Raw genomic sequence first — 20675 nt, forward strand, 5'->3', positions numbered from 1 at the left:
GATGTGATGTGTTGACGGCACTGTCACTATTATTGAATGAGTTGCTTCAGCGTTTTAGACCAGCCATTTTCCAGGTAACCCTGCCAAGGGTTGTCCGTATCTGATTTGTCTAGTGACGCAGCAGGGCTGGACTTGCTTGTTTTGGTCTGTAAAACCAGCGGCCAGCAGGTACTGCAATATGGCAATTGGTCGTTGTAACCATTCTCTTTTTCGGCTTGGCAAGCCTGGCATTTAACCTTCATTGAAGTCCTCCTTTTAAACGCTGAATATAATAGTTGTTGAGTTGCTTACTGGTCGCGGACTGCGGCAAAAACACCAAGGGCGGCAGTAAACATAACAATAGCGACAATACTTAAAGACATTTTTTTCTCTTCATCTGATTAATTAATTGAAAGTTATCGAAATTATCCGCTGATGAACTCATACCAAGCCCTGATTAACAGTGCAAAATCCTCCAGCCCGCAGTCGGCATTTTGCCGATAGTCGTGCTCACACAGCCCCTCGTCGTTGAGATCGTCGTCGACGTCATCAAAACCGGGGTGAATGATTGCCTGCTCACGAGTGAGGGCAAGGTGGAGAGTTTGTCCGTTCAGATCAAAGTCCCAGCACTGCTTCTGCTGTAGCTTTTGTACCGAATCAATCACCTGCTTGCAGCGGTTTTGATTGCGGCCAATTTCATTGGTAAGCCAGTGGCTAAAAGCTTCCTGTTCGGGCGAGATTTCAACCTGATAGTGACCAAAGAAATCTTTGCTAAAGCGGTAGTCCATGGGAGTCAGTCCTTTCGATGACCAGTATTTTAATGATGGCCGGAAAAAAAGTAATTGTGGATAGCCACAGGTCGCGGCGATATGATTTAGGTAAAGTTGCGTAGCAAGGGGGGTAAATATCACCATCATTGGCAAAAAAGCGGGGCAATATAGCAAGTTGGCGACTGTGTCGCTATAGAGGTGCAAAAACTGAACAGTTTGGGGTATTATCATCTGCAGAATTTTAGTGTGACTGTTGCTTAGGCTTGCCTCGGTAGCAAGCCTTCCCATATTAAGTAGAGAAATTATGACAGAGCTAAAGAACGATCGTTTTCTTCGTGCGCTAGAGCGCAAACCCGTCGATGTCACCCCAGTATGGATGATGCGTCAAGCCGGTCGTTATTTACCTGAGTACCGTGCTACCCGTGCTCAGGCCGGTGATTTCATGGCGGTGTGTACCAACCCAGAGCTTGCCTGCGAGGTTACTCTGCAGCCTCTGCGTCGCTATCCGCTGGATGCTGCCATTCTGTTCTCAGATATTTTGACTATTCCCGATGCGATGGGACTGGGTCTCTATTTCGAAACCGGCGAAGGTCCTCGTTTCCGTAAGCCCGTGCAAGACGCCGCTGCTGTCGAAGCGTTAGAGGTAATCAAGCCCGAGGCGGACCTGCCCTATGTGATGGACGCGGTGAAAACCATCCGTCGTGAGCTCAATGGTTCTGTGCCGCTGATTGGTTTTTCCGGCAGCCCGTGGACGCTGGCAACCTATATGGTTGAGGGCGGTTCATCGAAGGACTTCCGCCGCGCCAAGACCATGGCGTTCAATGAGCCAGAAGTGATGCACATGCTATTGAGCAAGCTGGCTGACTCGGTTACCGCCTATTTGAATGCGCAAATCGAAGCCGGTGCCCAAGCGGTGCAGATTTTTGATACCTGGGGCGGTGCGCTGAGCGATCGTGCCTATCAAGAGTTTTCATTAAACTATATGCGGCAGATTGTTAACGGTTTGATCCGCGAGCGTGAAGGCCGCAAAGTCCCGGTGATTCTGTTTACCAAGAACGGTGGTCAGTGGTTGGAGTCGATGGCAGATACCGGTTGTGACGCCTTGGGTCTCGATTGGACGACGAACATCGGCGACGCCCGTTCACGCGTGGGCGGACAGGTTGCACTACAGGGCAATATGGACCCAACCATGCTGTATGCCTCGCCCAAGCGTATTCGTCAGGAAATCGAAACCATTCTAAGCAGCTACGGTCATGGCGATGGCCATATCTTCAATCTAGGCCACGGTATTACGCCGGAGGTTGATCCGGTTAATGCCGGTGTCTTTATTGAATCGGTACACGAGCTGTCTGAAAAATACCACAGCGCTAAATAAGCGTTGTTGTTACAAAAAAGCCGGTTACGCAAATGCGAACCGGCTTTTTTATTGGCGTGAACCAAGGGTTATTAAGGTTTGATCGAGTGATCCATCGACAGGGCCGGTTCGGCGCAGCAGGGTTTGCCAATTTCTTTTGCCGGTACGCCGGCGACAATGGTATGTGCCGCAACATCTTTTAATACCACGCTGCCGGCGGCAACCTGAGCTCCCTCGCCGATATGGATGTTGCCGAGTATCTTGGCGCCGGCGGAGATCAGCACGCCGTCAGCGACCTTGGGGTGGCGGTCACCGGCCTCTTTACCGGTACCGCCGAGGGTAACCGAGTGCATAATCGACACATTGTTGCCGATGCTGGCGGTTTCGCCAACGACAATGCCGGTGCCGTGATCGAACATAATGCCACTGCCAACCTTCGCCGCCGGGTGGATGTCGATGCCAAAGGCGATCGAGATGCGGTTCTGGAAGAATAACGCCATTGGCACTCGGCCCTGATGCCACAGCCAGTGAGCAATGCGATGGGCCTGCAGCGCGTGGAAGCCCTTGTAGTAGAGTAGCGGTGTGGCGCAGGCATGGCAGGCGGAGTCGCGCTGACGAAAAGCCTTAATGTCATCGCGGGCAGCCGACAAAATACTGTCGTCTTCGGCGATGGCCTGCTCAATGACCTCACGAAGCAAAATGGCCGGGGCAGCCGGGCTGCCTAGCTTGCTGGCGAGGTGGAAACTGAGCGATGAGGCCAGCGAGGTGTGATTAAGAATGGTCGCGTGTAGAAAACTGGCCAGTATCGGCTCGCGCTGAGCCTCGACAGTGGTTTCTTCTACAATATGTTGCCAAATAGTATCGGGTTGGCTGCTCACATTGGTCTCTCTTGTTGAGTCGACGGCGGTCGGTAACAAACCGCGGAGAAAGTCATTATTCTGGCTCACTTTACCCTAATAATGACGAATAATCATCGAGTAATGCGGCCTTGAGCTGCCAAATCTGCTGGCCGCTCTGACTGTATTTGCGCTCGAATGGGGTCAGCGGTGCAGCAGCGTCGAGGGCCCGAATCGTCGCCGGGGTGTCGACCAACGCCAGACTGCGCTCAAATTCCTGTAAATACAGCAGCCAATTGCTGCGGCACTCGAGTTGACCGCCGAGTGCCAGCAGTGCTGGGAAGACCGCATGCGCATACCAGCGCCGTTGAAGATGGTGCGCCTTAGGCCAGGGGTTGGGGTAGAGCAGATAGTGATGCGAGGGCCGCCAGCCGGCGCTTAAGGCCAGACGCCAAAAGTCGACACAGTCGGCGCGGAGTAAAATGGCATTGTCGCGGCTGTCGAAATGCAGGCTGTGTTTGTCGAGGCGATGGGCAGATTGGTCAACACCGATGACCAGTGCGTCACCGTGGCGCTCGGCCAGTTTGGCCGTCGATTCACCAATGCCACAGCAGGAGTCGAAGACCAGCGGCCCCCGGTGGTCATCGACCCGTTTGGCGATAGAGTCGAAGGCCTGTTGGCTGTGCTCGGCAATCGGTTTTTTAAAGGTGTGCCGCAGGTGTTTAAGCACCACCTTGTCGAGGTTTTCATGCAGCCCCTGACGGTTGCTGGTGACGATCTTAGAATTGGCCAGGGCTGGGGTATGATCAACCATTAAACTGCTCGCAGCAAGCAAAAACGCTATTGTAACCCCTTGCGTTGAGGTTTGCTTGTAGGGCGCTATTTGATAAGGGAAAAGAATGAGTGCTTCAGGTGAAGCTAGGCTGATTAATTTGGTGATTTTTAGGCGGGATATGGCGAGAGCCTTTTAATGGATTGTTTTTCCATGTATTTTACTCGTCGGCTCATGTTTTTCGTTAGGAACTATCGGAGCTGCTAAGAAAATTTATATAAGAAAAATACTAAAGGATGAAAAATGAATAGAAAATCTTTGCTGCTGGTCACCTCTTTCATAATGGTTCTGTTACAGGGTTGTTCAACGATAAAAACAAACGAGCTGACAATTGACGAGTCTAGTGTTTTACAAGATAAGAGCGTTACTATCACCAGATATAGTGAAAAGCCTAGCTTTATGGCTCAAACTCCTGTGAATGTACAGTTTGGTATGCTGGGAGTTGCCACCGCAATTTCTAATGGCAATGCAATGATAGAAAAAAATGAGATTGCTGATCCTGCAGTTGATATTGCAGAGAAACTGGCGCAAGGCCTGCAGGACAATCATAATATGAAATTTTCATATAACGATTCAGTCTATACCGACACAAATGAAATTCCCGCTTTGCTTGAAAAACATAGTGAGTATGACTTTATCTTGGATGTTAGAACAGTTAACTGGAATAGTATTTATTTTCCTTCAGACTGGGATAGCTATCGTGTCTTTTATACCGCCCATGCGCGCTTGATTGACACACATTCTGGAGCGGTTGTCGCGGAAGAACTTTGTCAGCACATACCAGAATATGAGGATACTAATTTAGCGCCTAGCTATAAGGACCTAGAAAACGGAGACGGGCTTAGAGAAGAGCTTGGTAAGTCGGTGACTTATTGCGTAGATAGAATTCAAGCCATGGCCAAGCTTAAATCTGTAGTGACTACTGAGCAAAAAGTAACGGCTAACTGATTCGCAATTGAATAGAGGCAAGGATTTAACTCCTTGCTTTCTTAAGATCAATTTATATGAAAGTTATATCCCTTTCTGCCCCCCTTAGAGGGCGAGGAAAATCGAGTGAAAGTTAGCCCGAGCTATTTACAGTCACCGCCTGAGCGACGATGATAACCGGACTATCCATCGTTGTTAGGTTTACCGCCATGCGCCAAGATCGTCGCCCCTACTGGGTGAAGAAAACATACTTAAAGTTTCGTTACTGGTATGCCGAGCACTTTCTGCGTCCGGCCTGTGATGAACTGGGCGCTCATCATACGATCATGAAACCCTGGTATGTCGATATTAATGGCCCCAATATCACCATTGGTAAGTGCGTCACCATCGTCGCCGAGAAATACAGCCCAGTAAAAATCGGTGTCTGGGGGCGACAGCCCGACAGCGGCAAGATTAGTATTGGTGATTATGTACTGCTTAGCCCCGGTGTTAGGTTGTCGGCCAGCGATGAAATTATCATTGGCAATAATGTCATGATGGCCAACGGGGTGTATCTTTCCGACAGCGACTGGCACGGTGTTTACGATAGAACTGAGCGCGATGAAAAAGTCACACCGATCATCTTGCATGACAATGTTTGGCTAGGCGATAGCAGTATTGTCTTGAAGGGAGTAACCATCGGCGAGAACAGTATTGTCGGCGCCAATGCGGTGGTGAGCAAGGATGTGCCGGCCAATGTAGTGGTGGCAGGTAACCCCGCCAAGGTGGTTAAGCATTTGGACAGTTCGATCGAGCGGGTGACTCGCCGAGAGTACTTCGCCAACCCGGCAGAGCAGGCCAAATACTTCGACGGCTTAGACCGAATGGTGCTGGAGGGCAACGGCTTTTTTAACTGGCTGCGCACCCTGATTAAACCAAACAACAAGGACTAGCTAATCCCTTTCTTGCGGGTCATTAAAACAGCGTCAACGGCTCTTCCTGCAGGGCGCAGAGTTGTTCTTTTAGTTCGAGAATATGTTGCGCCCAATAGCGTTCGGTATTAAACCAGGGGAAGTGCATCGGAAAGGCTGGGTCGCGCCAGCGTCTCGCCAACCAGGCGCAGTGGTAGAGAATACGAAAACTACGCAGTACTTCGATCAGCCTGATCTGGCGCGGGTCGAACTCAAAGAATTCGTTATAGCCATCGATGATCTCGGATAATTGCGCGGTGCGATTATTGCGGTCGCCGTTGAGCATCATCCACAAATCTTGAATCGCCGGGCCGGTAAGGCAGTCATCGAAATCGACAAAATGTGGACAGTCGTCACGCCATAGAATGTTGCCGGGGTGGCAGTCACCGTGCAGGCGGATCTGAGTCAGCTTTTGATTGAGTTGCCACTGTTGCTTTAACTCTGCCAGCAGCTCATCGGTAATGCCTTCATAGGCTGGCAGTAACTCCTTGGGGATAAATCGGCTCTTGATCAGCGCCACACTGTCGGCGGCATAGAAATCGAAGTTGATGGCGATGCGGTGGTCGAAGTTTTTCTGGCTGCCGACGGCATGGATGCGGCCGATGGTTTGGCCGAGCTGATAGAGGTGGTCTAGGTTGTCGAGCTCCGGCGCATAGCCGCCGCGACGCTCGAACAGGCTGAAGCGAAAATCACCATGGTGCAGCAGGCTGGTCTGTTGCTGCTTGTCGATGACTGCTGGCACCACCGGCAGCTCAGCATCGAACAGTTCTTGGGTGAAGCTGTGTTCTTCTAAAATTTGTTCGTCGCGCCAGCGGCCGGGGCGATAAAACTTGGCAATAACCGGCTGCTGATCTTCGATACCAACCTGATACACACGGTTTTCATAACTGTTCAGAGGGATGATGCGAAAGTCGCTAAAAACGCCAGTTGACTCCACCGCATCGATGACGGTATCGGGGGTCAGAGAATAGAAGGGATGATCAGCGTTGATGGCGGCATCGTTAACCTCATCATCATAGCTTTCGCCGCTGTCTTCAGGCTCGGCGACATTGCCGTTGATATCGCTGTCATCAACAAAGTCGTCTTCGTCATCAAAAGGTGGCTGGCTGTTGGTCATCGCTAATATCTTTCCCGCTGTGAAATCGTAAACTGTTTATAGCGTACTGGCATCGCTGATGTTTCGGGCCTGATCGCTGAGCATGGCCACCCCTTTGATTTGGGCGACCACCTGTTGCTGTGGTGTTAACTGCAGTTGGTGGACCGACTTGCGAGTCAGTTTAGCCAGCAGTGGCTGACCCTGCACATCAAGACGAACCAGGGCACTGCCGCGGTCGTCTTCATCGATGCTGATAATACGGGCATCGAGGTAGTTAATAATACTGCTGCTATTATCGCCGCCGGCCAGGGTGATGCTGACATTGCTGGCGGGAATACGCAGGCGTAGGCGATGGCCGATGGTGGTCGGGTGGCTGCTCAGTTGCAGTGTTTGATTGTCGCCAATATTCACCGTGGTTAACTGCCACTGACTATCGTAGTGGCACACCTCGGCTTCGAGCAGGGTATGCTGCCTGCCATGCAGCGGCGAGTCTAACAGATTGGCGAGTTCGAGTACCGGTCCCTGCTGCACTATTTTGCCCTGCTGCAGAATGATCACGTCATCGGCGAGGCGATGGATTTCTTCGATGTTATGGCTGACATAGACAATGGCAATCGACAGTCGACGGTGCAGTTGTTCTAAATAATTCAGAATCTCTTCGCGGCTGTCGGCATCGAGGGCGGATACCGGCTCGTCCATCAGAATCAGCGCTGGGTTAGAGGCCAGCGTGCGGGCAATAGCAACACGCTGCTGCTGGCCGCCGGATAGGCTGCCAGGGTATTGCGACAGCAGATCGTCGAGTGCCAACCACCGGCAAAGCTCTTCAATTGACGGGCCGTCATCATGGAACCGACGACGATAGGCATAGCGCAGATTGTCCAGTACCGTCAGGTGGGGCAGCAGCTGTGGTTGCTGAAAAACATAGCCAATGTGACGTCGATGACAGGGGACAAAGTGTTGTTGGTCCTGCCATGGCTGGCCCTTAAACCGCACGTTATTGCCCGGAGTCTTATCGAAGCCGGCCAGCACTTTTAACAGGCTGGTCTTACCGCTGCCAGAGTGGCCAAATAAGGCGGTAATACTGTTGTCACGTAGGGTGAATTCGGCAGCCAGCGCGAAGTTGGCCAGCGGCAGGGTAATGTCGGCGGATAACAGTGGTGTTACTTCCATATCGAGCCCCCCCGTTTGTTGCTGTTAAGGCTATAAAGTAAGACCAGGGTGACCACCGAGAAAATCATTAAACCAGCGGCGAGGATATGCGCCTGTTGGTACTGCAGGTTTTCGACGCGGTCGAACAGGGCGATGGAAATCAGCTGTGTCTCGCCGGGGATATTGCCGCCAATCATTAACACCACACCAAACTCTCCTATTGTGTGGGCGAAGCCGAGACTGGCGGCGGTGATAATACTGGTCTTAGACAGTGGTAAGACCACGGTGACAAAGCGGTCCAGCGGCGAGGCCCCCATGGTTGCGGCGGCGTTTAATAAGTCTTTGGGAATACGCTCAAAATTATTTTGCAGTGGCTGCATGACAAAGGGCAGCGAGTATATTACCGAGCCGATTAGCAAGCCGGTAAAGCTGAACGGCAGAGTGCTATCAAATAGACCGCCCCACAGTTGGCCAATCACCCCCTGCGGCGCCATCATAACCAGCAGATAAAAGCCGATGACCGTCGGTGGCAGTACCAGCGGCAGGGCAATAATGGCTTCCAGCAGAGGCTTGATGCGCCAGCGGCTATTGGCCAGCCACCAGCCGCAGGGAATACAAATCAACAGCAACACCACCGTCGTCGTCGCTGCTAATTGCAGGGTGAGATAAATAGCAAGATAGTCGTCGGTTGACAGCAAGTTGATACCTTTGACGGTGATGGTTGACTGATGTGGCTGAAAAATACAGTGCTATCAGCGACTTCTCAGTATATCACCGAGTTTGACTCTGTGCTTGCAGATAGCCTTGGCCGGCGATTACCTGCTGGCTTTCGGCGCTGAGCAGGAACGCCACCAGACGCTTGGCGGCGGCGGTATTGCGGCTGCTTTGTAGAATAACCAATTGCTGCTCCAGTGGCTGATAGCAGTCACTGGGTACCGGGTATAAATACCATGGCTGCTGTACAACACGGTTGAACCCTGGCCATAGCGATTGGGCGATAACAGCGATATCGACGGTGTCGGTGGCGGCATAATGCATTACTTGGGCGATATTATTGCCTCTGACGGCGCGGGCGAAAACAGCCTGCTGCTGCCAGCAGCTCAACAATTGTTGCGCGGCAACACCATAGGGGGCGGTTTGTGGGTTGGCGATAGCGAGACGACCGACGGCACTGTTGGAGATATCAGTGATGAGTTCATCCTGTGTTCTATCAGCCTGCTTGCTAATGAGGGCAATGGTGCCGAAGGCATAGGTTTGACGGCTGCCGGCAACGACCAAGCCCAGCGTTTCCAGTGCCTCAGCACGATCAACATCGGCGGAGAGGAAAACATCAAAGGGGGCACCGTGACTGATTTGGGCAAACAGCACCCCCGAGGAGGCGGCCGATAGGCGCAGCTTGATGCCGGTTTGTCGTTCGAATTCGGGCTGCAATAGCTCGAGGGCCGGCTTAAAGTTTGCCGCCACGGCAACGCGTAACGATTGGCCATGGCTGTGCATGGCGACACTGAGTAGCAGAGTTAGGGCGATGAGGCGGCAGGCGATGTTGGGCAAAATTGACTCTTATAATGTCGCAATAATAGGGCTGATAGCCGGGTTGCTGACTATAGACGTTTAAGTATCGCACAAATAGCATTACAGTAACGGCAGACTAATAATAGGAAAATATCATGTCCATTTGGAAAACGCCGCTGGTGTTAGCAGACATCAATAAATTTAACGAGAACACTATCTGCTCGCTGTTGGGTATTGAGATCACCGAGATTGGCAGTGATTATCTGGTCGCCACCATGCCGGTTGATCAGCGTCACCACCAGCCAATGGGTATTCTGCACGGTGGCGCCTCGGTGGTGTTGGCCGAGACGGTTGGCAGTGTGGCTGCCACCATGGCCAATGCGCCAGGTTATTACGCTGTCGGCTTAGATATTAATGCCAACCATATTCGTGGTGTCAGCAGTGGTGTTGTGACTGCCCGAGCGACGGCGGTGCACATTGGGCGTTCTACCCAGGTGTGGAACATCGCGATTACCAATGAGCAGGGCAAGGCGGTGTGTGAATCCCGCTTGACGATGTCGGTATTAAAAAGCCCCAATGCCTAGCTGATTGGCGGGCTGGGCGTTCTCGCCAGCGACCAGCAGTCGACCCGCTTAACGCCCTGCTTTTTCAGCAGCGCGGCGATGGTATTGGCAGTGGTGCCGGTGGTAATCACATCGTCGATGATGACAATGTGAGACTGCCCCGCTAGTTGGTAGCGGCAGTCAAAGGCGTTGTTAAGATTTTTTAGCCGCTGCTTTTTGTTGAGCCCGTGTTGGTCGGCGGTGATTTTTATTTTGCGTAATACGTTGCTGCTCATTTTTAGCTTTAATTCACGACTGGCTACGTCGGCAATCTGCTGAGCGGGGTTAAAGCCTCGGCTAAATAACTTATACCGATGCAGCGGCACCGGCAGTAGCAGCGAGGGTAAAACATCGTGCCGGTACTGTTCGAGCACAGACTCCGCCAGCAATTGGCTGAGTAATTTGGTGATCGGTTTTCGCTGTTGGTATTTGATGGCATGGATCAGCGCGGCGACAAGGGGGCAATAATCGCAGAGGCTGATGCAGCGGTCGATACTGAGTGGCTGGCTGAGGCATTGGCCGCAGTGGTCGAGGTGTGTCGCGGTGAGCGGCAGGGCACAGCTGCGACAATAGTGGCCATGGCGTATCACCTGTTCTCGGCAGCGGCGGCAGATATTAACCGTCTTATCGGCGGCCTCTAAGCACAGCTCGCAGTGGTGTGGTATATAGCGGCGCAGAGCCGCGGTCAAACTGTTCATCAGGGCCATCCTTGGCATGCTGGTGTTGTTTGTTTGGCGTTTTGTTAACGATAGCGCTTATTTGAAAATTTTCTGTGCCCAGACCGTCAGACCGGCGGCGACGCTGCCGAAGTGGTCGCCATCGACGATGTCAATCTGGCCCAGACGTTGTTCAATCGCCTGTCGTATCATCGGTGACTTAGCCGAGCCTCCGGTGATGAAGATTAGTTCGGGCTGAACGCCAGCCTGACTAATTGCCTCATCCATCAGTGCCACCATCTTGGCCATCGGCCGCTGAATGGCCTCGGTAAAATCTTGGTCATTAACGGTATGACTCATCGCCGATTCAATATAGCTCAAGTCGACGTTGGTCTGGTGGTGGTCAGAGAGCGCAATCTTGGCCTGTTCGGCGCTGCGAACCAGGTGATGATTTTGTTTCTCGTCGCGCAGGTCGATAAATCGTGCCAGCAAATGCGGCTCGATGGTGTCGCGCATCAGCTGCTGTAATTGCTGGCTGGTCTGCTGGCTATTGAAGGCGGATTGGGCACCAACATCGTTGGTGCTGACCGCATTCCAAAAAGTTTGGGTCGGCATCGGCAGGCCGTTTTTCAGCATCGATTGCATGCCAAACAAGGGCATTAAATGTTTGCCGGCCAGCTGGATATCTAAGTCGTTACCGCCGATACGCTCGCCGCTGTGTCCGAGAAAGTCGGCCTTACGATCTTGCTTGTGGCGATAATCCGGCCCCATTCTGACCATGGCGCAGTCGGTGGTGCCACCGCCGATGTCGACTACCAGCACGGTCTTGTTTTTTTCGAGTTTGGTCTCGTAGGAGAGGCCGGCGGCGATGGGCTCATAGAGAAACTCCACCGATTGAAAGCCGGCTCGCTGCGCTGCAGCGGTTAAGATTTGCTGAGCCTGTTGGTTACTCTTATCGGCATTGAGGCCTTGAAAGTTGACCGGCCGACCAATAACGGTATGGGTAATCGCCTGCTGACTGATCGCCTCGGCACGCTGCTTGACCGATAGCATCATGGCGCAGACGATGTCCTCGAAGAAGTCGACGAACTCAGGCCGTAAGCCACTGGCACCGAGAAAGGATTTTGGCGACTTAATAAAGTAGCCCTCCTCCGGTTCGGCAATATACTGCTCGAAGCCGTCGCGGCCGACAAACAGCGTCTGCTCGGTGGCGCCGATGCCCTCACGTTGACGCAGTTGTTGAGCCATTGCCAGGGTGGCACCGCGGCGCTGAATAAAGGCCTGCTGAGTTTCTTTATTGGCAATTTGTTGGCCGACAAACTCGCTGATGAATTCACGCTCTAAGGCATAAAGTGCCGACGGCATAAAGGGTTGGCCCTGTTCGATGGCCAGCAGCTCAACCTGCTGTTGTGGAGTGATAACACCAATGGCGCAGTTGGACGTGCCGTAGTCAAAGCCAGAAATCATGAAACACCTAAAGCGCAAAGACAGAAAAGCCGGCGAAAATAGCACAGTGCTCTGCCGTAGGCCAGTGCGGCTTGAGGTGGATTGTTGTTTTGATTGCGATGCTCGGTGCCGCCAGCAAATCGATGACGGCACCATGACTAAGCTAGCGCTTAGGGGTTGCCGGCTGGCTGTTGCGCTCGCGGCTGATATCGAGGCCAGCCAACAGCTTATTGCGCAGTTGCCGTGGGTCGATCACCTCATCGTAACCGAGCGTATCGGCAACCTTCAGCCAGCCCTCGCGCTCTACCTGTTCAAAAAAAGCCTGCTCTTCGGTGCTCATCTTGGCGGCGGCGCCACCACCAGAGGCGGGGATGCCGCCGAGGGCGATGCCGGGAAAAGCAAAGCTGATGGTCTGATTGTCGAAGGGGTTCATAGCCATTAACGAGCTGCCGAAACCGTAGGCCTTGCGCAGGGTAACGTGTAGTTTGGGCGTGCTGAGCTTGCACTGGGCGGCATACATGGCGGCGGCGGAGCGCAGCGTGCCGGCTTTCTCGGCGCCACTGCCCGACATCACCCCGGGGTTATCGGCGAGGAAGATTACCGGCAGGTGGTAGCTGTCGGCGAGGTCGATAAAGTAGGCGGCTTTCTCGGCAGCCTCGTGGGTGATCGAGCCGGCCATCACTGACGGTTGGTTGGCGACGATGGCGACGGGGCGACCGCCGAGGTGAGCAAAGCCGGTGACGATAGAGCGGCCGAAGTCGGGGTTGAAGTCGCGGAATAGGCCATTGTCGACCAGTTGTTCGATGATTTTGTAGACGTTATAAGCTTGTTTACCGTCGCGGGGTAGGGTGTGAAGAATCTGATCGAGACGACGCTGGCCGCTATCGTCGGTGTCGGCCTGCGGTGGATATTGCCAGCCGTTGCTGGGCAGAAAAGACAGGTATTGGTGGACTAAGTCGAAGGCCTGTTGTTCGGATTCGACCACGTTGTGCACCACACCGCTGCGAGAGTGTACTGCTGGGCCGCCGAGGTCTTCCTTGTTGATGATCTCCCCCATGGCGGCCGCCACCAGCGGCGGGCCGGCGGAGAAAATGGCGCCCTCGGTGGTCATGATGACAATATCCGATAGCAGTGCGGTAATCGCCCCGTGGCCAGCTGAGGCGCCCATGACGACGGCGATGGTGGGCACTTTGCGTGACAGTGCCGCCATCTCCTGCATATCGTTGGGGGCATAGGGATGGCGTAGCAGCGCGTTACTGGCACGCTCACCGGCGCCATCTAACAGCATCACCATGGGGACTTTTTCGCGATGGGCGATATTGGCCAGGCGCAGTCTTTTCGAGTGGGTACCGTGTCCGATCGAGCCGCCCTGGACGGTGGCATCTTCGGCGCCGACGACCACGGGTCGACCGTCTATGGTGGCGAGGCCGCCGACTAAGGCATCGGCTGGGGCAGCGGGCAAACCACCGTGTTCGATGCTACCGACCAGGGCGCCAATCTCGTTGAAGCTGCCGTCATCGACCAGGGCGGTAATACGCTGGCGGGCGTTGAGTAGGTTGTTATCGCGGCGCTGTTGTACTTTCTCTGGCCGACCCATGGCCTTGGCTTGCGCGTTTTGTTGCTCGAAAAACTTAATCAGTTCTGCCCACTCTGCTGGCAGACTGTTGTCGGTGGCTGTACTCATGGTTACCCCGTAGAGCGGGCGTGGCACCCGCAGATTGCGTTGGTTAAGTTTGCCCGCTATCGAGCTATGGCTGTCAGTATATAACCCCCCCCAGCGGTTGGCATTCACCATTTGGTAACTGTCATGAGCAGAGCATGACCACATGCTTTGTCGGGTTTTATTGATCCAGAACCAAGCTTGTATTTTTGTTAATGATTATCATTTGTTTTATTGTTAGTTGTATTCAAAGATTACTCGTCGTGAAAGGTGTAATAGCATGGATGGAATGATTAAGCTCTCTCAGCTCGCCGTCGGTAGTCACGGGCGCATTGTGGGTTATCAACAGCAGGCCGCCAGCTATCGGCGTAAATTAATGTGTCTTGGGCTTACCCCAGGCTGTGAGTTTCGCCTGGTGCGCGTGGCGCCGCTGGGTGACCCGATTGAGATCAGGTTGCGAGGGTTCAGTCTCAGCCTGCGCCGCGATGAGGCGGCGGTAATCCAAGTCGCGTTGATTAATGCTGTGGGGGCAGAGTGATGAGAAAAGCCACTGTTGCCCTCGTCGGCAACCCTAACAGCGGCAAGACCACCCTGTTTAATGCCCTGACCGGCGCCCGCCAACGTGTGGGTAATTGGCCGGGGGTGACGGTTGAAAAAAAACAGGGCCGTTTTCAGCATGCGGCGACGGACTTTACTCTGGTCGATTTACCCGGCACCTACTCTCTGTTTGCCGGCGCCGATGCCGACTCGCTCGATGAGCAGGTCGCTCAGCAGTATGTTGCCAGCGCCGAGGCCGATGTCCTGTTAAACATTATCGATGCCTCTTCAATTGAGCGAGGACTCTATCTAACCACTCAACTGTTGAGCAGCGGCATACCGGTGGTTGTGGCATTGAATATGATGGATGTGGCTGACAAGCATGGCGTCCATATCGACCCGCTCAGCTTAAGCCAGCAACTTAGCTGCCCGGTGGTGGCCATTGTTGCCAGTCGTAAAGAGGGGCTGACGGGTTTGATTGATGTGATACAGCATCAGTTCGAGCGCCCCAGCGGTAACAGCTTTGTCTTTGGCGGCGGTGTCGACCAGCACATTGAAACATTGAGTCATGCCCTGCCTGCTGAGGCGACCAGTAGTCGATTATTGGTGACTGCTTTGCTGGAGGGGGATGACTTGGCAAGGGCGCAGTATATATCGCTGGCCGATGCCTCCGCCGGTGAGCGACTAGAAAACTGCCAGTTGGCCCTCGGTGGCGATACGGCGATGGCAATGGCCAGCGCTCGTTACCAGGTAATCAGTGCGCTGGTCAAGCAGTCTGTGGTGGTCGATCCGCCGGCCAAGACCTTTTCTGAGCGGGTCGACGACGTGGTACTCAATCGCTGGTTGGCGTTTCCGCTGTTCCTGGCGGTGATGTATTTGATGTTTACCCTGACCATTAATATCGGCAGTGCCTTTATCGACTTTTTCGATATCAGTGCCAATATTTTGTTTGTTGAATACCCGCGTTTGGCAATGCATGCTATTGGTCTACCCAATTGGTTTATCGCGCTGGTAGCCGATGGCTTTGGGGGTGGTTTGCAGCTGGTGGCCTCGTTTATCCCAGTGATTGCGATGTTGTTTTTCTGCCTGTCGTTCTTAGAGGGCTTTGGCTATATGGCGAGGGCGGCCTTTATTGTCGACCGCCTGATGCAGCGACTCGGCCTGCCGGGTAAATCCTTTGTGCCGCTGATTGTCGGCTTTGGTTGCAATGTACCCTCGGTAATGGCGGCGCGCACCCTCGATAGCAGCAACGACCGATTGCTGACGACGCTGATGGCACCCTTTATGTCCTGCGGTGCTCGGCTGACGGTCTACGCCTTATTTGCCGCCGCCTTCTTCCCCCGCAACGGCCAGAACATCGCCTTTGCCCTCTATCTTATCGGTATGGCGCTGGCCGTGGTGTGCGGCTTGTTATTGCGCCGCTACCTGTTCGCCGGCGATCGATCGCCATTTATCATGGAGCTGCCCAACTACCACATGCCGACGCTGAAGGGCTTGTTTATTCTGACTTGGCAGCGTTTAAAAGGTTTTATTGTGCGTGCGGGCAAGGCCATTGTCATCGTGGTGGTGTGCTTGAATTTCATCAACTCGATCGGTGTCGATGGCAGCTTTGGTAATCAGGATACCGAGCAATCGGCACTGTCGGCCATCGGCAAGGCGATCGTGCCGGTATTTGAACCGATGGGGATGAAGGAGGATAACTGGCCGGCGGCGGTTGGTGTGTTCACTGGCATCTTCGCCAAAGAGGTGGTGGTTGGCACGTTGGATACGCTGTATGGCGAGGTGGCGAAGCAGCATAATGGTGGTGTCGCGGAGGAGGCGGTGTTCAATGCCGGCGAGCAATTCAAACAGGCCCTGGCTTCCATCGGTGACAACCTCGCCGATGTCAGTGGCAGCCTGGCAGACCCGTTAGGATTGGATGTCGGCGATGTGGGTGATGAGTCGGCGGCGGCATTGGAGCAGGATATCGAGGTGTCGACATTGATGCTGATGCGGCAGATGTTCGACGGTCAGGCGGCGGCCTTTGCCTATTGCCTGTTTGTGCTGCTGTATATGCCCTGTGTCGCCACACTCGGCGCCATTTATAAGGAATCAGGTGGTTATTGGGCGGCCTACAGTGCCGCCTGGAACACCCTGTCGGCCTATACCATTGCGGTCATGTTTTATCAGTTTGCTCGCATTACGCAACATCCGTTGTCGGCCTCGCTGTGGATAGTGGCAATGATGACGCTGTTGGTTGGTGGCTATTACGCACTGCTGCGTCACGCGCGGGTCAGTAATAAACACAACAACCTGATACCGGTGGTGCAGTTGTCATAACACAGCCGCGCCGTGTTATCCGGGCCGCCATGCTCTATTTACGGTAGGAAGTCTTTCGTTGTTAACCGGGCGCCCTGTTTTTGGTTGACAGCGTCGCTGTGGGCGCTAACATAGCGGCTATTATTTTGACTAATTTTGCCGCCTCGCCCCCTGATCTAGAGCGCTGTGAGGCCCACGAAAGCAATCACTATTGTAGAGAATAACGATGACTGAACTTCGCCACGACTGGAATATCGCTGAGATCCAAGCGCTTTTTGACCTGCCTTTCAATGACTTAATGTTTCAGGCCCAGGTGGTTCACCGTCAGCATTTCAACCCCAATGAAGTGCAGATCAGCCAGTTGTTGTCGATTAAGACCGGTGCCTGTCCAGAGGATTGTAAATACTGTCCGCAGAGTAACCGCTACGACACCGGCCTCGAGAAAGAGAAGCTGATGGAGATCGATTTAGTCGTCAACGAGGCACGCAAGGCGAAGGAATCCGGCGCCACCCGCTTCTGTATGGGTGCTGCCTGGCGTTCACCGAAGAAGAAAGACATGCCTTATGTCACCGCCATGGTGCGCGGTGTTAAGGAGCTGGGCTTGGAGACCTGTATGACGCTGGGGATGTTGTCCGGCGAGCAGGCGGAAGAACTCAATGAGGCGGGCTTGGATTACTACAATCACAACCTCGACACCTCGGAAGAATACTACGAAGATATTATTACTACCCGCACCTATGGCGATCGCTTGAACACGCTGTCTAATGTTCGCAGCGCTGGCATGAAGGTTTGCTCTGGCGGCATCGTCGGCATGGGTGAAGAGGCCAAAGACCGCTGCGGTCTGTTAAAGTCGCTGGCCAATTTGGCCCAGCATCCGGACAGCGTGCCGATCAATATGCTGGTTCAGGTAGAGGGCACACCGCTGGCCGATCTGGGCACCATCGATCAAATCGACCCGTTCGAATTTATCCGTACCATTGCCGTGGCGCGTATTATGATGCCCAAGAGCATGGTGCGTCTGTCGGCTGGCCGTGAAGACATGAACGATGAGATGCAGTCCCTGGCCTTTATGGCCGGTGCAAACTCTATTTTCTACGGTGAGAAGCTTCTAACCTGTAAGAACCCGACCGAAAACCACGATCATCAACTGTTTGATCGTCTGGGTATTAACAGCGAGAAACTACCGACCCAACAGCGTGAAGAAGATTTGGCTGCCTCGTTAGAGCAGACGGTCAACGATGTCGCGATGGATAAGGTTTTCTACGACGCCGCCAGCGCTTAGGAGGTGTCGTGTCTGCATCCCTAGAGCAAACTCTCGCCAAAGGACTCGCAGAGCGTCAACAACAACAGCTATACCGTCAACGCCGCACTGTCGCCTCTGCCCAGGGGGCGGAGATTGTGGTCGACGGTCAGCGCTGTTTGAATTTCTGCAGTAACGATTATCTTGGCCTGGCCAATCACCCTAAATTGATCGAAGCGGCGCGACTGGCCGCCGACAGCTATGGCGTTGGCAGCGGTGCCTCGCACTTAGTCTGTGGCCATTCGACCGAGCATCATGCACTGGAAGAAGAGCTGGCCGAACTCACCGGTCGCTCGCGGGCGCTGTTGTTTTCCACCGGTTATATGGCCAACCTCGGCGCGATAACGGCGCTGGTCGGCAAGGGCGACTTTGTCTTCGAAGACAAGCTTAACCATGCCTCGTTAATCGATGGCGGCCTGTTGAGCGGTGCCCGTTTTCAGCGCTTTCTCCACAATGATGTCGATGCGCTCGACAAGCGGCTAAGCCGCTGCGCCGATGAGGGCCGAAAGTTGGTCGTCGTCGATGGCGTATTCAGTATGGATGGCGATATCGCGCCATTGCCAGAGCTGGCGGCAACCTGCGCCAAACACGATGCCTGGTTAATGGTCGACGATGCCCACGGTCTCGGCGTGCTGGGCGGCAGCGGTGCCGGTTGTGCCGACCAATACCATCTCGATCAACAGCAGTTGCCGATATTGATGGCGACGTTGGGTAAGGGGCTGGGCAGCAGCGGTGCCTTTATTGCCGGCAGCGACGAATTGATCGAGACGCTGATTCAGTTCTCACGCAGCTATATCTATACCACGGCAATGCCACCCATGGTCGCCGCGGCGACGCGCGCCAGTATCAAATTGTTGTCGACGGAGAGTTGGCGACGTGGCTACTTAGCCGATTTAATCGCTTTTTTTCGCCGCGGTGCCGAACAGTTAGGCCTCGATATCATGCCGTCCTCGACGGCGATTCAGCCGCTGTTAATCGGTGATGCGGGTAAGGCGATGGCCTATAGTCGAGCCCTGCAGCAGCGCGGTTTTTGGGTTGGCGCTATTCGCCCACCCACTGTCGCCGCTGGCAGTGCCCGGCTGCGTATAACGCTGACTGCGGCGCACAGTGAGGAGCAGGTCGAACAGCTGCTATTGGCACTGGCCGAGGTGGCCGCCGCCGACGGCCGTGGGGAACTCGATCATGCATGAGACGGTGAAGACAGCGGCCATCATCGAGCCGGTCATCGATGTTTTTGGCGCCGAGCACCGGCCCAAATTAGTGTTGATTCCCGGTTGGGCAAGCCTAAAGCAATCATTGCAGGGCTTGGCCGAGCAGCTGTCGCAGCATTACTGCGTTTACCTTTTCGATCTGCCGGGCTACGGCAGCAACCGACACTGGCATAACGATTATCAGGACCAACAGCAGTTGGCGGAGCAGCTATTGGCACAGCTGCCCGATCAGGCGGTGTATATCGGTTGGTCGCTGGGGGGCAATATCGCCCTGTCACTGGCCGAACACAGCCCCGAGCGTGTGTTGGCGGTGGCCACTGTTGCCACCAATCTGCGCTTTGTTGCCAGCGACGACTACCCGGCGGCGATGGCGGCAGACACCTATCAACAATTCAGCCAGTCGTTGCAGGCTAACCCTGCGTCCACGCTGACGTTGTTTCAGTCGCTGCAGCTAAAGGGATCGCCGAACGAGCGGCAGTGGCGCAGGGCTGACCGCGGGCATACTCAGCCGCCGGCGGATCAACAGACGCTGCAAAACAGCCTGGCCATGCTGGGTCGAGTCGATCAGCGCCACTGTTATCAGCAATTATTAATGCCGAAGCTGTCGATATTTGCCGATGCCGATAACCTGGTGCCGGCGGCGGCTGCCGAGCGACTTACAGACAGTGTGGTGCTGCCAGGCTGTCATCAACTATTCCGCGACAGTGACGAGGTGCTGTGTCAGCAGTTGGAGCGTTTTATCCAATCGCTGGCCTGTTGCCGCAGCAAGCAATTAATGGCGCAATCGTTTAGTCGCGCCGCCGATAGCTATGATGCCTCGGCGCAGTTACAGCGAGATATCGCCGATCATTTATTTTCCGCCATCGATGGAGGCTTGAGTCTGGGTGCAGAGGCTGTCGTCGTCGACCTAGGCTGCGGCACGGGCTATATCAGCCAGCGGCTATCGACTACTTATCCACAGGCGCGATTTATCGGTGTCGACATCGCCGAGGGGATGCTCGATTATGCCCGTCAGCACAGCGGTGTTGGCGAGGCGGGGCAATGGTTGGCCGCCGATGCCGAGGCGCTGCCCTTTGCCGATAACAGTGTCGATGTGATGTATTCCAGTCTGGCGATTCAGTGGTGCCAGCATTTGCCGAGGCTGTTCAGCGAGATTCGTCGGGTGTTAAAGCCCGGTGGTCGCTGTTATTTTTCGACGCTGCTCGACGGCACGCTGACGGAATTAAAACAGGCCTGGGCGGCGGTGGATGATTATGTTCACGTCAATCAATTCGATAGTAACCAGCACTGGCTCGACTGTGTCGAGCAGGCGGAGCTGTCTGCGACACACTGGCAGCAGCAGACGATTACGCTGCAGTACCAGCAGCTGAAACAGCTCACCGGCGAGCTGAAGGCGATTGGCGCCCACAATGTAAACAGCGGCAGGCCTGATGGCTTGACGGGGCGTCAACGGGTCAAAGCGCTGCGAGCCCGCTACGAGTGTTTCCGCAATCAGCAAGGCTTGCTGCCGGCGACTTATCGGGTGTTATACGCCGAGTTATTAAACCGTCATTAACAGAG

General features: G+C 54.2%; 20 protein-coding genes. 9 read left to right on the top strand and 11 right to left on the bottom strand.

The genetic code is table 11. The annotated features are described in order from the left end of the window. Positions 1-29 precede the first annotated feature (29 nt). Entirely contained in the window at positions 30-242 is a 213-nt protein-coding gene (locus tag L9P87_RS09945; protein ID WP_237444586.1) for a hypothetical protein, read from the bottom strand. Positions 243-404: 162 nt separating this feature from the next. Next, positions 405-767 carry a YacL family protein gene (locus tag L9P87_RS09950; RefSeq protein WP_237444587.1) on the bottom strand — a complete coding sequence of 121 codons (363 nt, stop codon included), beginning with the start codon at positions 765-767 and terminating at the stop codon, positions 405-407. A 286-nt stretch (positions 768-1053) separates the two neighbouring features. On the opposite strand from L9P87_RS09950, the gene hemE reads away from it, so the two are divergent. After that, positions 1054-2124 (top strand): uroporphyrinogen decarboxylase, encoded by a 1071-nt coding sequence (gene hemE / locus L9P87_RS09955; protein ID WP_237444588.1) that lies wholly within the window; start codon positions 1054-1056, stop codon positions 2122-2124. Between the two features lie 71 nt (positions 2125-2195). On the opposite strand, the gene cysE is transcribed toward hemE, so the two are convergent. Both cysE and trmB read right to left on the bottom strand, forming a co-directional pair. Next, positions 2196-2981, bottom strand: coding sequence for a serine O-acetyltransferase (cysE, locus tag L9P87_RS09960; protein ID WP_237444963.1), 786 nt, complete (start codon positions 2979-2981; stop codon positions 2196-2198). A gap of 70 nt (positions 2982-3051) precedes the next feature. Further along, the gene (gene trmB / locus L9P87_RS09965) at positions 3052-3753 is read right to left on the bottom strand and encodes a tRNA (guanine(46)-N(7))-methyltransferase TrmB (RefSeq protein WP_237444589.1); all 702 of its coding nucleotides are present in this window, start codon (positions 3751-3753) and stop codon (positions 3052-3054) included. 261 nt (positions 3754-4014) lie between these two features. On the opposite strand from trmB, the gene L9P87_RS09970 reads away from it, so the two are divergent. Both L9P87_RS09970 and L9P87_RS09975 read left to right on the top strand, forming a co-directional pair. Next, positions 4015-4719 (top strand): hypothetical protein, encoded by a 705-nt coding sequence (locus L9P87_RS09970; protein ID WP_237444590.1) that lies wholly within the window; start codon positions 4015-4017, stop codon positions 4717-4719. Positions 4720-4907: 188 nt separating this feature from the next. Further along, positions 4908-5630, top strand: coding sequence for an acyltransferase (locus tag L9P87_RS09975; protein WP_237444591.1), 723 nt, complete (start codon positions 4908-4910; stop codon positions 5628-5630). Between the two features lie 22 nt (positions 5631-5652). On the opposite strand, the gene L9P87_RS09980 is transcribed toward L9P87_RS09975, so the two are convergent. From L9P87_RS09980 to modA, 4 genes are all read right to left on the bottom strand, one after another. After that, positions 5653-6765, bottom strand: a complete 1113-nt coding sequence (locus L9P87_RS09980; RefSeq protein WP_354001895.1) for a serine/threonine protein kinase — start codon at positions 6763-6765, stop codon at positions 5653-5655. Positions 6766-6801: 36 nt separating this feature from the next. Then, on the bottom strand, positions 6802-7914 hold the full coding sequence (gene modC, locus L9P87_RS09985; RefSeq protein ID WP_237444592.1) for a molybdenum ABC transporter ATP-binding protein: 1113 nt from the start codon (positions 7912-7914) through the stop codon (positions 6802-6804). Continuing rightward, on the bottom strand, positions 7905-8591 hold the full coding sequence (gene modB / locus L9P87_RS09990; RefSeq protein ID WP_237444593.1) for a molybdate ABC transporter permease subunit: 687 nt from the start codon (positions 8589-8591) through the stop codon (positions 7905-7907). The genes modC and modB overlap by 10 nt, the downstream gene beginning before the upstream one ends. 73 nt (positions 8592-8664) lie before the next feature. Beyond that, positions 8665-9444: a molybdate ABC transporter substrate-binding protein gene (gene modA, locus L9P87_RS09995; protein WP_237444594.1), complete on the bottom strand. Its 780-nt coding sequence runs from the start codon at positions 9442-9444 to the stop codon at positions 8665-8667. A gap of 116 nt (positions 9445-9560) precedes the next feature. On the opposite strand from modA, the gene L9P87_RS10000 reads away from it, so the two are divergent. Further along, positions 9561-9989 carry a hotdog fold thioesterase gene (locus L9P87_RS10000; RefSeq protein WP_237444595.1) on the top strand — a complete coding sequence of 143 codons (429 nt, stop codon included), beginning with the start codon at positions 9561-9563 and terminating at the stop codon, positions 9987-9989. Here L9P87_RS10000 and L9P87_RS10005 read toward each other — a convergent pair. The 3 genes from L9P87_RS10005 to L9P87_RS10015 all read right to left on the bottom strand — a co-directional run bounded on the left by L9P87_RS10005 (position 9986) and on the right by L9P87_RS10015 (position 13793). Next, positions 9986-10705, bottom strand: a complete 720-nt coding sequence (locus tag L9P87_RS10005) for a phosphoribosyltransferase family protein (RefSeq protein WP_237444596.1) — start codon at positions 10703-10705, stop codon at positions 9986-9988. The genes L9P87_RS10000 and L9P87_RS10005 overlap by 4 nt on opposite strands. Positions 10706-10762: 57 nt before the next feature. After that, positions 10763-12130: a molecular chaperone gene (gene yegD, locus L9P87_RS10010; RefSeq protein ID WP_237444597.1), complete on the bottom strand. Its 1368-nt coding sequence runs from the start codon at positions 12128-12130 to the stop codon at positions 10763-10765. Between the two features lie 142 nt (positions 12131-12272). Beyond that, complete coding sequence (locus L9P87_RS10015; RefSeq protein WP_237444598.1) at positions 12273-13793, bottom strand: acyl-CoA carboxylase subunit beta; 1521 nt, start codon at positions 13791-13793, stop codon at positions 12273-12275. Positions 13794-14049: 256 nt separating this feature from the next. On the opposite strand from L9P87_RS10015, the gene L9P87_RS10020 reads away from it, so the two are divergent. The 5 genes from L9P87_RS10020 to bioC all read left to right on the top strand — a co-directional run bounded on the left by L9P87_RS10020 (position 14050) and on the right by bioC (position 20670). Next, a complete protein-coding gene (locus tag L9P87_RS10020) occupies positions 14050-14307 on the top strand; it encodes a FeoA family protein (protein ID WP_237444599.1) in 258 nt (85 codons plus the stop codon). Next, entirely contained in the window at positions 14307-16625 is a 2319-nt protein-coding gene (gene feoB, locus L9P87_RS10025; protein ID WP_237444600.1) for a Fe(2+) transporter permease subunit FeoB, read from the top strand. Before L9P87_RS10020 ends, feoB begins: the two co-directional genes overlap by 1 nt. A gap of 205 nt (positions 16626-16830) precedes the next feature. Then, on the top strand, positions 16831-17886 hold the full coding sequence (gene bioB, locus L9P87_RS10030; RefSeq protein WP_237444601.1) for a biotin synthase BioB: 1056 nt from the start codon (positions 16831-16833) through the stop codon (positions 17884-17886). 8 nt (positions 17887-17894) lie between these two features. Beyond that, positions 17895-19094 (top strand): 8-amino-7-oxononanoate synthase, encoded by a 1200-nt coding sequence (gene bioF / locus L9P87_RS10035; protein WP_237444602.1) that lies wholly within the window; start codon positions 17895-17897, stop codon positions 19092-19094. After that, positions 19087-20670: a malonyl-ACP O-methyltransferase BioC gene (gene bioC, locus L9P87_RS10040; protein WP_237444603.1), complete on the top strand. Its 1584-nt coding sequence runs from the start codon at positions 19087-19089 to the stop codon at positions 20668-20670. Before bioF ends, bioC begins: the two co-directional genes overlap by 8 nt. The last annotated feature ends 5 nt before the right edge of the window (positions 20671-20675 follow it).

It is taken from the genome of Sinobacterium norvegicum, assembly GCF_923077115.1.
Lineage (GTDB): Bacteria > Pseudomonadota > Gammaproteobacteria > Pseudomonadales > Sinobacteriaceae > Sinobacterium > Sinobacterium norvegicum.